The organism is Streptomyces sp. NPDC048288 (genome assembly GCF_043201555.1).
Taxonomy (GTDB): Bacteria; Actinomycetota; Actinomycetes; order Streptomycetales; family Streptomycetaceae; genus Streptomyces.
In genome coordinates this window covers 451,071-463,646 of record NZ_JBICZD010000007.1, presented here as the reverse complement: position 1 = coordinate 463,646, position 12,576 = coordinate 451,071, and the positions used below count along the sequence as shown (strand labels likewise).

Sequence of the window (12,576 nt, the reverse complement as noted above, 5' to 3'; positions counted from 1 at the left end):
CGGCGGTAAGGGGGTCACGAGGGCGTGATCTCCGCGAGGACGTCCCCCACCTTGTAGGTGGTCTCGATCTCGCCGATCAGGCTGATGGTGCCCGTCGCGGGCGACTCGATCTCGTTCTCCACCTTGTCGGTGGCCAGGATGTAGATCGGCTGCCCCTCCTCGACGGTGTCCCCGTCCTCCACCAGCCACTCCAGCAGCTCGCCCTCCTCCATCGTGAGCCCGAGCTTGGGGAGCTTGATGACGACGACCTCGCTCATGCCACCGACTTCCTGATCGCGCTCTCCACGTCGGAGATCTTGTAGAGGTACTCCTGTTCCAGCGGCCGGGAGAACGGCACCGGTGTGTTCGCCGACGTCACCCGGACGACGGGCGCGGCGAGTTGGCCGTGCAGTTCCTCGCTGATCCGGGCGGAGACCTCGGCGCCCACCCCGAACTGGCCGACCGCCTCGTGGACGACGACGGCCCGGCGGGTCTTCGCGACCGACTCCAGGACGGTCCGCTCGTCCAGCGGCGAGACGGTACGCAGGTCCACGACCTCCACCTCGATCCCGTCGCCGGCCAGTCGGTCGGCCAGCTCCAGACACTGGCCGACGGGACGGCCGTAGGTGATCACGGAGACGTCCGTGCCGGGGCGCGCGATGTTCGCCCTGCCCAGGGGAATCCTGAGGCCCGGCTCCGGCGGTGCGCCCTTCGTCCAGTAGAGCTGGGTGTGTTCGACGAAGACGCAGGGGTCGTCGTCCTGGACGCATGACAGCAGCAGGCCCTTGGCCTCGGCCGGCGAGGAGGGGACGACCACCTTGAGGCCGGGTACGTGGGCGAGCCAGGCCTCCAGCATGTCGGAGTGCTGGCCGCCGGTGCCGCCGCCCGCGCCGGTCGCGGTGCGGACGGTGAGGGGGACGCCGGTGACTCCGCCGGACATGAAGCGGAGTTTCGCCGCGTGGTTGACGAGCTGGTCGAGGCCGAGGGTGATGAAGTTCATCAGCATGATCTCCGCGACCGGGCGCAGCCCGGCCACGGCCGCCCCGACGGCGGTGCCGACGATGGCCTGCTCGGAGATCGGGGTGGAACGGACGCGGTCCGTGCCGTACTTGGTGGCGAGGCCCGCCGTCACCTTGAAGGTGCCGCCGCCTTCCCGGTCGGCGACGTCCTCACCGAGCAGGAACACGGAGTCGTCGGCGGCCATCGCCTCGTCCAGGGCCATGGTGCAGCCCTGCTGGAACGTGATCTTCCCGTCCCGCTTGCGGCGCTCGGTCGGGCTCATGCGGGCACCTCCTCGCGGTAGACGTCGAGGCGCAGTTCCGCCGCGCCGGGGTAGGGGCTCTCGATGGCGAAGGCGACCGCGCGCTCGACCTCGTCGGCGATCTCGGCCTCCAGGGCGAGGAGTTGGTCCTCGTCGGCCAGGCCGCGCTCCAGGAGCGTGGCGCGCAGGGCGGGGACGGGGTCGACGGCGAGGGCCGCGTCGTACTCGTCCTTGTCCATGTAGGCGCCAGGGTCACCGAAGTAATGGCCCATGAAGCGGTAGGTGTCGGCCTCCACCAGGGTGGGGCCCTCGCCCGCGCGGGCCCGCAGCACCGCCTGGGTGAGCGCGCCCAGGGCCGCCTCCGGGTCGTTGCCGTCGACGGTCACGCCGGGCATGCCGTAGCCGGCCGCGCGGTCGGCGATGTGCTCGGCGGTGGTGCCGTTGGCGTAGGCCGTGGACTCGGCGTACCGGTTGTTCTGGCAGAGGAAGACCACGGGCAGCTTCCACAGCGAGGCCAGGTTGAGGGCCTCGTGGAAGGCGCCGATGTTGCTGGCGCCGTCGCCGAAGCAGACGACGGTGACCCGGTCCTCCTTGCGGATGTGCGAGGCGGTGGCGAGGCCCACGGCGATCGGCAGGCCGCTGCCGACGATGCCGGTGGTCACCATGACGCCCGTGTCCGGGTGGGTGACGTGCATGGAGCCGCCCTTGCCCTTGCAGGTGCCGGTGGCCTTGCCGAAGATCTCCGCGAACAGCAGGTCCAGCGGCATGCCCTTGGCGATCTGGTCGTGGATGCCGCGGTAGGTGGTGACGAGGTAGTCGTCGGTGCGCAGCGTGCTGTGCGCCATGGCCGCGGCGACGATCTCCTGACCGCGCGGCGAGTAGTAGGCGGCGGCGAGTTCACCGGAGGTGAGCAGGCCGCGCAGCCGTTCGTCCGCGCGGTGGACCAGGGCGGCGGTGCGGTAGACACGGACCAGGGGATGGTCCGCGACAGGGGTCGGCTCAGGCAACGGAATCGCTCCTCCGGGTGTTCTCGATCATGTGGTGGGCGGCCAGCCAGCCGAAGACGAAGGACGCCGCGATGCTGGCGCCGGCGGCCGGGTAGGTGCGTCCCATGACGGACGCGGTGCAGTTGCCCGTGGCGTACAGGCCCGGCATGGTCTCGCCGTTCTCCCGGACCACCTGGCCGTGCTCGTCCGTCAGCAGGCCGCCCGAGGTGCCGACATCGCCGGGGTACATGGCGACGGCGTAGAAGGGGGCCTTGGACACGGGGGCCACGCACGGGTTGGGCCGGACCGTGGGGTCGCCGTAGTAACGGTCGTACGCCCGCTCGCCCTTGTGGAACTCCGGGTCCTTGCCGTGCTCGGCCGAGGTGTTGTAGCGGTCCACCGTGTCCCGCAGCCCGGCCGGGTCGATCCCGCACTGTTCGGCCAGGCCCTCGACGGTGTCGGACTTCTTCAGGTAGCCGGAGGTGATCCACTCGCGCGGGGTGATTCCGCCGGGCACGGTTCCCCACAGGTAGCGTCGCCGGAAGCGGGCATCCATGATGAACCAGCTGGGTACGGCGGTGGTCTCGCGGTGCCGGGCGTACATCGCCTGACCGACCTCCATGTAGGAGGCGGCTTCGTTGACATAGCGTGCGCCGCTCGCGTCGACCAGCATGGAGTACGGCTTGGAACGCTCGTACACCGCGAACAGGGGTTTCCCGTCCGGCAGCACGGTGGACGGGATCCACCACGCCTCCTCCATCAGGTCCACCGCGGCTCCGTGCCGCATGGCGGCCTCGATCACCTCGCCGGTGTCGCCCTCGTTGGCGGAGGTCCAGGCGGTGGAGGCGGGCGCGGGACCGAACTTCTCGCGCATGGCCTGGTTGTGGGCGAAGCCGCCCGAGTTGAGCAGGACGCCGGATCGCGCGCGCACCCGGACCGTCCGGCCCTCCCGCTCGGCCACCACGCCCAGCACCCGGCCGTCCTCGACGACCAGGTCCACGACCCGGGTGCCCGTCCAGATCGGCACCTCGGCGCGGAGCGTGGCCAGCAGCATCCAGCCCTGCAGCGCCGAACCGGTCCCGCGCAGCTCACGGCGGGTCAGTTTGGCTTTGGCCATGCGGGCGCCGACCTTCGCCACCGTGGTCACCGAGCGCCAGGTGTGGGGCGCGAGTGACAGCGGAGAGACGTCACTGGTGGTCAGCGGCACCGGGGGAAGGTCGGCACGGGCGCGGAACTTCTCACGCCAGGGGCCCAGCCGCCGCAGGTCGAGTATCTCCGTCTCCAGCGAACGGCCGCGCGCCTTGCCGCCGGGCAGCTCGTCGTAGTAGTCCGAGTAACCCTCGCAGTGCCGGAACGGCACTCCCTGGTCCAGCAGGAACCGGGTCATCGGCTCGACGGCGTTCAGGAACGCCTCGACCCGCTCGGTCGAGGTGGAGGGGCCGACGTTGCCGACCGAGGCCGCGAAGTATCGGCGCGCGTCCTCGGGGCTGTCCTCGGCCCCGGCCCGCTTGGAGACCTGGTTGTTCGGCAGCCACAGCACCCCGCCGGACATCGCGGTGGAGCCGCCGACGTAGTCGGTCTTCTCCAGGATCAGGGGTTCGAGGCCGCCCTGCCTGGCGGCCAGCGCGGCGGCCATGGAGCCGCCTCCGCTGCCTACGACGACCAGGTCGGCGACGGTGTCCCAGCCCGGCTCGGGCTCCTTCGTCATGATGTTTCCTCTTTCGGTGCTTTCGTACCCACCCGGTAGTACTCCTCGTGCAGCACCCGGTGGAAGTTGCTGATCGCCATCTCCTGGCGCGGGCTGGGCCGGGCACCGCCGAAGCCGCGGGACTTCATGCCCTGCTGGACCGCGTCGAGGTTCTCGAAATCCTGTTCGAGGATCCGGCCCCAGCCGTCGTGCTCGCGCCAGTCGGTGTAGTACTCGCGCTTCAACTCGGGCTCCGCGCCCGGCGCGTAGCGGGCCAGCGACCAGATGTCGAAGACGCAGCTGTCGGGGTCGTCGCCGTTCGGCCGGGCCCGGTACCACAGGGCGCCGTCGGGGTAGGGCAGGAAGACCAGGTTGGGGAAGATGTGCCAGTCCTGCCCCGCCCGGATCAGGTTCTCGGCGGTCAGTTTCGGCCAGCCGGAGCCGTCCTTGTCGGCTTCCTGGGCGGCGAACTCCATCAGCGCGCCCAGCACCCTGGCCGGATCCGCCCCCTCCGTTTCGTCCAGTTCGCCGGTCAGCCGGTACGCGGCCTTGAGGTCCCGGGGCGTCCAGATCGCCTTCAGCTGCTCCTCCATCAGCTCGATGAAGGTGATGACACCGGCACGCAGATCCTTGGGGAAGGGCTGCCCGAGCCGGCGCGAGGGCGCGCCCAGCGGCCAGTTGTCCTCGGCTCCGGTGAAGGTGGAGTGCCGGCCGAAGCGACTGCTGCTCGTCAAGTCGTCGAAAGCGCGCAGCAGTTGGGGGTGGGTGGTCTGGACGTGGTACCCCTCGTTGAACGCCTCCAGCGCCGTCTTCCAGTTGGCGGGCAGGACGACCGTCTTGTACCAGCGGTAGCGGAACTTCTCGAACTCGAAGGGGTCGAACACCTCGGGCAGCGGGGCGAGGTAGTCCCGCAGCGGTTCGGCGTCCGGGTTCATGGTGATGAAGACGAACCCGCCCCAGGTGTCCACCCGGGGCTCCTTGAGCCGCAGGGACCCGTCGTCGATCCGGTCGCCCCAGTCCTCGCGGTCGACGACCTCACGGACCGTGCCGTCGAGGTTCCAGCGCCAGCCGTGGTACTGGCAGAAGAAGTGGTGCGCGGTGCCGCACCCCTGGGTCAGCCGGCGGCCCCGGTGCTGGCAGGCGTTGTAGTACGCCTTGATCGACCCGTCGGCCAGCCGGATCACGATGATCGACTCGTCGACGACGTCGAAGGTGACGAAGTTGCCGGTGTCCGGGATCTCCTCCTCCCGGCAGGCCACCTGCCAGACGTCCGGCCAGAGGCGCTCCTTCTCCAGCCGCGCACGCGCCGGGTCGATGTAGTCGCCCTTCGGGACGAAGTCCTCACGGACCGGGGTGTCCGGGGAGAAGGGGGGTCGTTCGGGTTCGTCGTACGTCTGCGTCTGCGTCTGCGTCTGCGCCTGCTGCGGCTCTGTTTCTGTCGCGGTCATGGTGACGTCCTTTTCACGGCTCACATCACACCAAGAGAGTGTCCGCTCTCTAGTGAAGAGAGTGACCACTCTCTATGATGCTCGTCAAGCCCTCCGCACAAAGGAGCAAGCACACATGCAGGACACGAGCCTGAAACAGTCCATCGGGCGCTACGGCATCTGGAGCATGGCCCTACGGGTGATGAACCCGGGTCAGCGCGCCGAGCTCGGCGAGGCGGCACAGGAGGCGGAAGAGCTGGGCTACGGGGCCCTCTGGATCGGCGGCAGCCCCTCCGTCCAGCAGGCCGCGGCGATCATCGAGCAGACCTCGCGGGTCACGGTCGGCACCAGCATCACGACCATCTGGGACCACAAGGCGGCTGACGTGGCCCAGCAGGTGACAGCGCTCGACCGGACCCATCCCGGCAGGTTCGTACTCGGCCTCGGTGTGAGCCACTCCAAGCTCGTCGACCGCTACCAGCGGCCGTACTCGACCATGGTCGAGTACCTCGACGCCCTCGACGCGGCGGGCCATCCCGCGGAACGCCGGGCCCTGGCGGCCCTCGGACCGAAGATGCTGAAGCTCGCCCGCGACCGCTCGGCCGGCACGCTGCCCTACCTCTCCACCGTCCAGCACACCGCCATGGCACGCGAATCGCTGGGCGACGGCCCCCTTCTCGCCCCCGAGGTGCGGGTCCTGCTGGAGACCGACCCGGACCGCGCCCGCGCCGTCGGCCGCATGAACATCACCACCCGCATGGAGAACTACGCCAACAACCTGCTGAGGTCCGGGTTCACCGAGGACGACCTGGCGAACGGCGGCAGCGACCGCCTCGTCGACGCGATCATCGCCTGGGGGGACGAGGAGCGCATCAAGGGACGGCTGGACGAATACTTCGCGGCGGGCGCCGACCATGTCGCCATCCAGATCGTCACCGACCGTCCCAACGGCGTTCGGTACCTGACCGAGGGACAGCCACTGGAGGACCGGGTGCGGGAGGGGTGGCGGCGGCTCGCGGACGTGCTGACGGCGTGAGCCGACCGGGCCCCGGTCAGCCCTTCGCGGATGGCGGCGCCTGTGCGGCGAACGAGGCCAGCAGCAGGTCGAGCGTGGTTTCGAAGGTGCTCAGGCCGGCCTGGGCGACCAGTTCGGGACCGGCCTCGGCGATGGCGGGACAGACGTCCGCGTCGACCTGGGCGTACGTCTGCGACCACGCCGACCGGTCGCGCTCCTGCGTCTGCGGGCTCAGGGCCGCCGACGCCGCGTCGAACGCGGAGAAGGCGAGCACGAAGTCGGCGTAGGCCCGGTAGTGGCGGACGGCGGCGGCGACCGTGAACCCGGCCGACGCGAAGGCGGCCAGGATCGTGTCGACCATCTTCAGCTCGTGGCCGCGTCCGGTGGTGCGGGCGGCCACGAGCAGGGCGACCTTGGGGTGGGCGAGGTAGGCGCGGTGGCCGCGGACGGCCAGGTCGCGGAGTCTGGTGAGCCAGTCCGCGGCCGGGTCGATCTCGGTCAGGGCGTCGCCGATCAGACGCTCGGCGACGGCGAGGAGGAGGTCGTCGACGTTGCGGAAGTAGCGGTAGATCGCCGTCGGGTCGGCCTTGAGTTCGGCTCCCAGGTTGCGCACGCTCAGCGCCTGCGGCCCCCGGGCATCGATGAGACGCAGTGCCGCGTCGACGATCACCTCCGCGGACAACGCGACCCCGGCGCGGGTCGTGGTGCTGCGCTTTCGCCGTCCGATGAGCCGGTCCGGGGAAGTCGTCGCCTTCTCGCTCGCCATCGGGTTCTCGCTCACCATCGGGCCATTTCATCATGCCGGTTTACAAGGATGTTGCGTCAACATCGTTGACGCAATAACTCGCCGGGGCTTTCATGGGGGCACCTCGCCGTCTCGGCGACCCTCTCCGCAGCCCTCAGCTGGAGGCATCCGTGCCAGAGATGTCCGCCGACGCACCGCCGTCGGCCTCCACCACGAAACTCCGTCAGGTTCTCGGTCCGGTGGACGGGGCGGTCATCGCCATGTCCAACACCGCTCCCACCATGAGCATCGGCATCGGGATGGGCGTCATCGCCACCATCGTGAACGGCCGTACGCCGGCGATCGTCCTGCTGGCCTTCCTGCCGGTCCTCGGCATCGCCTCCGCCTACGCCCGGCTCAACCGGATCGAGCGCAACCTCGGCAACGGGTACGTGTGGGTGGGCCGGGCCCTCAGCCCCTTCCTCGGCTTCCAGGTCGGCTGGATCCAGATCGTCGGCTCCACCCTGTATCTGGCGTACGGCAGCCAGGTCTGCGGATCCATGCTGCTGCAGTTCGCGGGCGAGGCCCGTCTGCACTCGGTGCTCGGGCTGGAACTCGACCCGCTGTCCATCTCGCTGTCGACCGTGCTGGGCGTACTCGTCCTGCTCGCGGTCAGTTACGCGGCGATCCGCGGAGCGGACGTCGCCGCCAGGTTCCAGACGTATCTGATCGTCTTCGAGTACGCCGTGCTGATCGGCTTCTGCGGCTACGGCCTCTTCGCCGGTCACCAGGCCTTCAGCCTCGGTTGGTTCAACCCCTTCGGATTCGACTCCGTGAGCGTGCTCGCCGCCGGGCTGGTCGTGTCGGTCTACATCTTCTGGGGCTGGGACAGCGCGTTCTCGGTCACCGAGGAGACGCGGGACCCACGGGACGCCGCCCGGGCCGGATACGCCTCCCTGTTCCTGATGCTCGGCATGTTCCTGCTCGCCGCCGTCAGCTTCGGCCGCATGTTCACCGTTCCGGAAATGGCCCAGCACGCCCCGCAGCTGCTGCCGTACCTCGGCCAACGGCTGGCCTCCGAACCGCTGGCCGCGCTCCCCCTGCTCGCGCTGCTGTGCTCCTCGGTGGCCTCGCTCCAGGCCGGCGTCCTGCCGGTCGCCCGCAACACCCTCGCCATGGGCCGCGACCAGACGCTGGGCCGGGTCTGGACCCGCCTGCACCCGAAGTACGCCACCCCGGCCATCGGCACGCTCCTGCTGACCGGCATCGCCGCCACCATCGCGAGCCTGGCCATCGGCATCGGCACCCTCAACCAGGTGGTGTCCGCCGCCGCCACCTCCATCGGCACGCTGGTCTCCCTCTACTACGCCCTCGTCGGACTCGCCTGCGCGGTCCGCTTCGCCGACCGGCTGCGCGCGGGGCTGCTCCCGGCACTGCGGGACGTCGTGATCCCGGCCCTGTCCGCGGCGGTGCTGCTCACACTCGGCGGCTATCTGACCTACCACAACTGGACCACCAGTCCGTCGTTCGCCCTCGACGCCACCAACGGCCGGTTCCTGGCCACGGTGCCGGTGGCGATCCTCGCGGCCGGCCTGTGCTTCTCCGCCTGGGCGAAGTGGGGCCGTCGCGCCGACTACTTCCGCGGGGTCATCGGGGAACAGCCGGCCGACCCGGCCCGGTCCGGAGAGCCGGCGGCCGCGCCCGTCGAAGCCGGCTGATCCCGCACCGGCACCCGCACCCGTATCCCCTCCACGTCAGGAGCACGATGACCATCTCCGCCGACCTCGTCTTCGTCAACGGGACCGTCCACACCATGGATCCGGCTCTCCCCCGCACGGACGCCGTGGCGGTCCGAGGCGGCCGGATCGTCGGTCTCGGCCGTGCCGACGCCGACGAACTGACCGACGCCCGTACCGACGTGGTCGACCTCGCCGGCGGCGTCCTCGTCCCGGGCTTCCAGGACGCGCACATCCACGCCGTGCACGGGGGTCTGGAGCTGGCGAAGTGCGACCTGACCGGCTCGACCGACGTGGCCGAGTACCTGCGGCGGATCGGCGCCTACGCCGAGGCGCACCCCTCCGCCGAGTGGATCACCGGCGGCGGCTGGTCGCTGGAGGCGTTTCCCGGCGGGCAGCCCACGGCCGAGCTGCTGGACAAGGTCGTACCGGACCGGCCGGTCTTCCTCCCCAACCGCGACCATCACGGCGCCTGGGTCAACTCCCGGGCGCTCGCCCTGGCCGGGATCACCGCGGCCACCCCCGATCCGGCCGACGGGCGGATCGAGCGCGCCGGCGACGGCTCACCCACCGGAATGCTGCAGGAGGGTGCCGCCAATCTGGTCGGCAAGCTCGTGCCGCCACCCACCGACGCCGAACTCCTCGACGCGCTCCTGCGCTCGCAGCGCATGCTCCACTCCCTCGGGCTCACCGCGTGGCAGGACGCGCTGGTCGGGGCGGGTCTCGGGGGTCCGGACGTGCTCGGGACCTACCGGGAGGCCGCCTCGGCCGGCGTCCTCACCGCACGGGTGAGGGGCGCGCTGTGGTGGGACCGGGCCCGCGGCGCCGAGCAGATCGAGGAGCTGAGCGCGCGCCGCGAGTACGGCAGTGCCGGCCGCTTCTCGGCAGGCTCCGTCAAGATCATGCAGGACGGGGTGGTCGAGAACCGGACGGCCGGTCTGCTCGCCCCGTATCACGACCACTGCGGCCACTCCACCCGTTCCGCCCACTCCCACGAGAGCGCCGGGCTGAGCTTCGTGGACCCCGTCAGCCTGCGCTCCCATGTCACCGCCCTGGACCGGCTCGGCTTCCAGGTGCACTTCCACGCCCTCGGGGACCGTGCGGTACGCGAGGCGCTGGACGCGGTCGAGGCCGCGCTGGCCGCCAACGGCCGTAACGGAAACCGGCACCACCTGGCCCATCTCCAGATCGTCCACCCCGATGACATCCCCCGGTTCCGGGCGCTGGACGCCGTCGCGAACATCCAGCCGCTGTGGGCCGCACACGAACCCCAGATGGACGAGTTCACCATTCCGGTGATCGGACCCGAACGCGCCCGTCGGCAGTACCCCTTCGCCGCGCTCCGGGACGCCGGCGCGAGGCTGGCCGCCGGCAGCGACTGGCCGGTGACCAGCCCCGATCCCATCAGTGGCATCCATGTGGCGGTCAACCGGATCCTGCCCCACGCGACGACCGAGCCGTTCCTGCCGGAACAGCGGATCGCCCTCGACACCGCGCTCGCCGCCTACACGTCCGGCACGGCCTGGGTGAACCACCTCGACGACACCGGTTCCATAGCCGTCGGACACCTCGCCGACCTGGTCGTCCTGGACCGCGACCCGTTCGCCGCGCCACCCGAGGAGATCGCCTCGACCGAGGTCGCGGCCACGTACGTGGAGGGCGCCGCGGTCTACGCGGCGCCCTGACGGCCGAGACGGGAGGCAACGCACGCCTGCCGCCTCTAATAAACGTTCAAATGAATGTTTAGGGGCGGTAGGCTGCCTGGTGAAGGGGTCCGATGGACCCGTCCAGCGGGAGGACGACGGTGCCACGAGGCAGATTCGCAGCGGAACAGGTCGGCGGCGCACACGGCAGACGCGCCGCGTCCGGGACCGAGGAAAAACGGAATCTGATCCTGCAGGCTGCCGCCGACGTCATCTGCGAGCGAGGCTTCGCCGACACCCGCATCGCGCAGATCGCCGATCGGGTCGGCGTCAGCGGCGCCACCATCATCTACCACTTCGGCACTCTGGACCGCTTGCTGGTGGAGGCTCTCAGGCACGCCGAGGACGTCTTCTACGCCTCGGCCGAACAGGTGGTCACCGGCGGCGAGATGCCCGAGGTACGCCTGCGGCGCCTGGTGGAGTGGGTCTTCTCCCCGGAGCACAACAACCCCCAGCTGTGGGCCCTGTGGCTGGAGACCTGGTCACACGCCGCACGCCATGAAGAGGTCGCGGCCACCCGTGCGCAACAGGACGAACGCTGGCGGGCCATGATCGCCGACATCGTCCGCGAGCTGCCGCTGGAACCGGGGGATGTCGAGCGCTTCTCCGTGGGGTTCGGCGCCTTCATGGACGGACTCACCATCCAGGTGGCTCTCCACGACCCGAGCATGACGCCCGGGTTCGCTTGCGAGCTGGCCATGTCCTATGCGAAGGCCGCCCTGGGATGGTGAGTCGCGTGCGCTGCCGCTGATTCCCGTCAGACGGCGCCTGTGCCGGGACCGGCGGCGCCGACCAGGGCGACGACGTTGCCGAAGACGTCCTCGCCACGCCCCATCGCCGCGTGTGCTTCGGGGAGTTCGGTGAAGGCGACGGTGCGTCCGAGACAGGGGTCGATCTTCCCGGCGCGGACGAGGTCGTTGTAGGCGACGGCCTGGGCGTCGTTGGTGCCGTGGGAGCCCTGCAGACGCTTCTGCCGCGTCCAGTGGTAGCGCAGGTCGACGACGGCGTCGTATCCGGCGGTTCCCGCGCAGATGACGACCATGCCACCCGGCTGGCAGGCGAAGATACTGGTGGGGATCGTGGCCGCGCCCGGGTGCTCGAAGACGATGGCCGGGTCCTTCCGTTCCCCGACGATCTCCCAGAGCCGCTTGCCGAAGCGCCGTGCCTCGGCCGTCCACTCCTTCTGTCCGGCCGTGTCGTCGACGAGCGGCGGGATGCCCCAGTGCGTGAACTCCTTGCGGTTGATCCAGCCCGCGGCGCCGTAACGCTCGCTGTACTTGCCGCGTTCCTCGTCCGAGACGACGGCCACCGGCGTGGCTCCGGCCAGCCGGGCCAGCTGGCAGGCCTGGGTCCCGAGACCTCCCGAGCCGCCCCAGACGAGCACGACGTCGCCTTCCTGGACGGTGTTTCCGGCCCAGCCGTGCAGCATGCGGTAGGCGGTGGTGCCGACGAGGGTGGGGGCGGCGGCCTCCTCCCAGGTCAGGTGGTCGGCCTTGGGGAGGACCTGGTGGGCCTGGACGCGGGCGAACTGGCCGAACGACCCGTAGTTGGTGTCGTAGCCCCAGATACGGGCGCTCGGCGCGATCATCTGATCGCGGCCCTGGGCGATCCAGGGGTCGTCCGCGTCCCACCAGCCCGGGTGGACGACCACGTGGTCGCCGACGCCGATACCGGTGACGTGGTCGCCGACGGCGTAGACGATGCCGGCGGCGTCGGAGCCCCCGACGTGGAAGTCCTCGCTCTCACCGCGCTTCTGGCGGGTGCCGACCTGGTCGACCGGGTAACCGCGGGCCGCCCAGACGTTGTTGTAGTTGACGCCGGCGGCCATGACGGCGACGAGCACCTCGTCCGGTCCGATGGCCGGGGTGGGCACGAGTTCGGGCCGGAACGCCGTGGCCGGGTCACCGTAGCGCTCGGGGCGTACGACCTGTGCGTGCATGTGCGTCGGCACCTCGCCCAGCGGCGGAAGGCTGCCGAGGTCGACGGAGGAGAGGGTGGGGGTGGAAACGGAACGCCGGTCGGCGTCGGTGGTGCTCATGTGCTGCCTCTCTGGTGAAC

Annotated in this window: 11 protein-coding genes; 4 read left to right on the top strand and 7 right to left on the bottom strand. The window is 70.4% G+C overall.

The window, feature by feature from the left end; genetic code table 11:
• Window positions 1–14: 14 nt before the first annotated feature.
• The 5 genes from ACGFZS_RS26985 to ACGFZS_RS26965 are packed head-to-tail and all read right to left on the bottom strand — an operon-like array spanning window position 15 to window position 5,361.
• Window positions 15–257 (bottom strand): biotin/lipoyl-containing protein, encoded by a 243-nt coding sequence (locus ACGFZS_RS26985; RefSeq protein ID WP_393662178.1) that lies wholly within the window; start codon window positions 255–257, stop codon window positions 15–17.
• A complete protein-coding gene (locus ACGFZS_RS26980) occupies window positions 254–1,261 on the bottom strand; it encodes an alpha-ketoacid dehydrogenase subunit beta (RefSeq protein WP_393662180.1) in 1,008 nt (335 codons plus the stop codon). Before ACGFZS_RS26980 ends, ACGFZS_RS26985 begins: the two co-directional genes overlap by 4 nt.
• On the bottom strand, window positions 1,258–2,247 hold the full coding sequence (locus ACGFZS_RS26975; RefSeq protein ID WP_393662182.1) for a thiamine pyrophosphate-dependent dehydrogenase E1 component subunit alpha: 990 nt from the start codon (window positions 2,245–2,247) through the stop codon (window positions 1,258–1,260). Before ACGFZS_RS26975 ends, ACGFZS_RS26980 begins: the two co-directional genes overlap by 4 nt.
• Window positions 2,240–3,934, bottom strand: a complete 1,695-nt coding sequence (locus ACGFZS_RS26970) for an FAD-binding protein (protein ID WP_393662184.1) — start codon at window positions 3,932–3,934, stop codon at window positions 2,240–2,242. Before ACGFZS_RS26970 ends, ACGFZS_RS26975 begins: the two co-directional genes overlap by 8 nt.
• Window positions 3,931–5,361, bottom strand: coding sequence for an SRPBCC family protein (locus ACGFZS_RS26965; protein ID WP_393662186.1), 1,431 nt, complete (start codon window positions 5,359–5,361; stop codon window positions 3,931–3,933). Before ACGFZS_RS26965 ends, ACGFZS_RS26970 begins: the two co-directional genes overlap by 4 nt.
• A 115-nt stretch (window positions 5,362–5,476) precedes the next feature.
• Between ACGFZS_RS26965 and ACGFZS_RS26960 the strand changes: the two genes are divergently transcribed.
• Window positions 5,477–6,376, top strand: coding sequence for an LLM class F420-dependent oxidoreductase (locus ACGFZS_RS26960; RefSeq protein WP_393662187.1), 900 nt, complete (start codon window positions 5,477–5,479; stop codon window positions 6,374–6,376).
• A 16-nt stretch (window positions 6,377–6,392) separates the two neighbouring features.
• Here ACGFZS_RS26960 and ACGFZS_RS26955 read toward each other — a convergent pair whose 3' ends face one another.
• Window positions 6,393–7,139: a TetR/AcrR family transcriptional regulator gene (locus tag ACGFZS_RS26955; RefSeq protein ID WP_393662189.1), complete on the bottom strand. Its 747-nt coding sequence runs from the start codon at window positions 7,137–7,139 to the stop codon at window positions 6,393–6,395.
• A gap of 140 nt (window positions 7,140–7,279) precedes the next feature.
• Here ACGFZS_RS26955 and ACGFZS_RS26950 point away from each other — a divergent pair, with 140 nt between their 5' ends.
• The 3 genes from ACGFZS_RS26950 to ACGFZS_RS26940 all read left to right on the top strand — a co-directional run bounded on the left by ACGFZS_RS26950 (window position 7,280) and on the right by ACGFZS_RS26940 (window position 11,249).
• The gene (locus ACGFZS_RS26950) at window positions 7,280–8,797 is read left to right on the top strand and encodes an APC family permease (RefSeq protein WP_393662216.1); all 1,518 of its coding nucleotides are present in this window, start codon (window positions 7,280–7,282) and stop codon (window positions 8,795–8,797) included.
• Window positions 8,798–8,844: 47 nt separating this feature from the next.
• Window positions 8,845–10,500 carry an amidohydrolase gene (locus tag ACGFZS_RS26945; RefSeq protein ID WP_393662191.1) on the top strand — a complete coding sequence of 552 codons (1,656 nt, stop codon included), beginning with the start codon at window positions 8,845–8,847 and terminating at the stop codon, window positions 10,498–10,500.
• Window positions 10,501–10,619: 119 nt separating this feature from the next.
• Window positions 10,620–11,249 carry a TetR/AcrR family transcriptional regulator gene (locus ACGFZS_RS26940; RefSeq protein ID WP_393662193.1) on the top strand — a complete coding sequence of 210 codons (630 nt, stop codon included), beginning with the start codon at window positions 10,620–10,622 and terminating at the stop codon, window positions 11,247–11,249.
• 26 nt (window positions 11,250–11,275) lie between these two features.
• Here the strand turns inward: ACGFZS_RS26940 and ccrA are convergent, their stop codons facing one another.
• Window positions 11,276–12,556, bottom strand: coding sequence for a crotonyl-CoA carboxylase/reductase (gene ccrA / locus ACGFZS_RS26935; protein WP_393662194.1), 1,281 nt, complete (start codon window positions 12,554–12,556; stop codon window positions 11,276–11,278).
• Window positions 12,557–12,576: the final 20 nt, after the last annotated feature.

Bases quoted from the DNA above. Each gene is read 5' to 3' on its own strand.
- ACGFZS_RS26970 (WP_393662184.1), bottom strand. From the start codon at position 3,934: ATGACGAAGGAGCCCGAGCCGGGCTGGGACACCGTCGCCGACCTGGTC.
- ACGFZS_RS26960 (WP_393662187.1), top strand. From the start codon at position 5,477: ATGCAGGACACGAGCCTGAAACAGTCCATCGGGCGCTACGGCATCTGG.
- ACGFZS_RS26980 (WP_393662180.1), bottom strand. From the start codon at position 1,261: ATGAGCCCGACCGAGCGCCGCAAGCGGGACGGGAAGATCACGTTCCAG.
- ACGFZS_RS26965 (WP_393662186.1), bottom strand. From the start codon at position 5,361: ATGACCGCGACAGAAACAGAGCCGCAGCAGGCGCAGACGCAGACGCAG.
- ACGFZS_RS26985 (WP_393662178.1), bottom strand. From the start codon at position 257: ATGAGCGAGGTCGTCGTCATCAAGCTCCCCAAGCTCGGGCTCACGATG.
- ACGFZS_RS26950 (WP_393662216.1), top strand. From the start codon at position 7,280: ATGTCCGCCGACGCACCGCCGTCGGCCTCCACCACGAAACTCCGTCAG.
- ccrA (WP_393662194.1), bottom strand. From the start codon at position 12,556: ATGAGCACCACCGACGCCGACCGGCGTTCCGTTTCCACCCCCACCCTC.
- ACGFZS_RS26945 (WP_393662191.1), top strand. From the start codon at position 8,845: ATGACCATCTCCGCCGACCTCGTCTTCGTCAACGGGACCGTCCACACC.
- ACGFZS_RS26955 (WP_393662189.1), bottom strand. From the start codon at position 7,139: ATGGTGAGCGAGAACCCGATGGCGAGCGAGAAGGCGACGACTTCCCCG.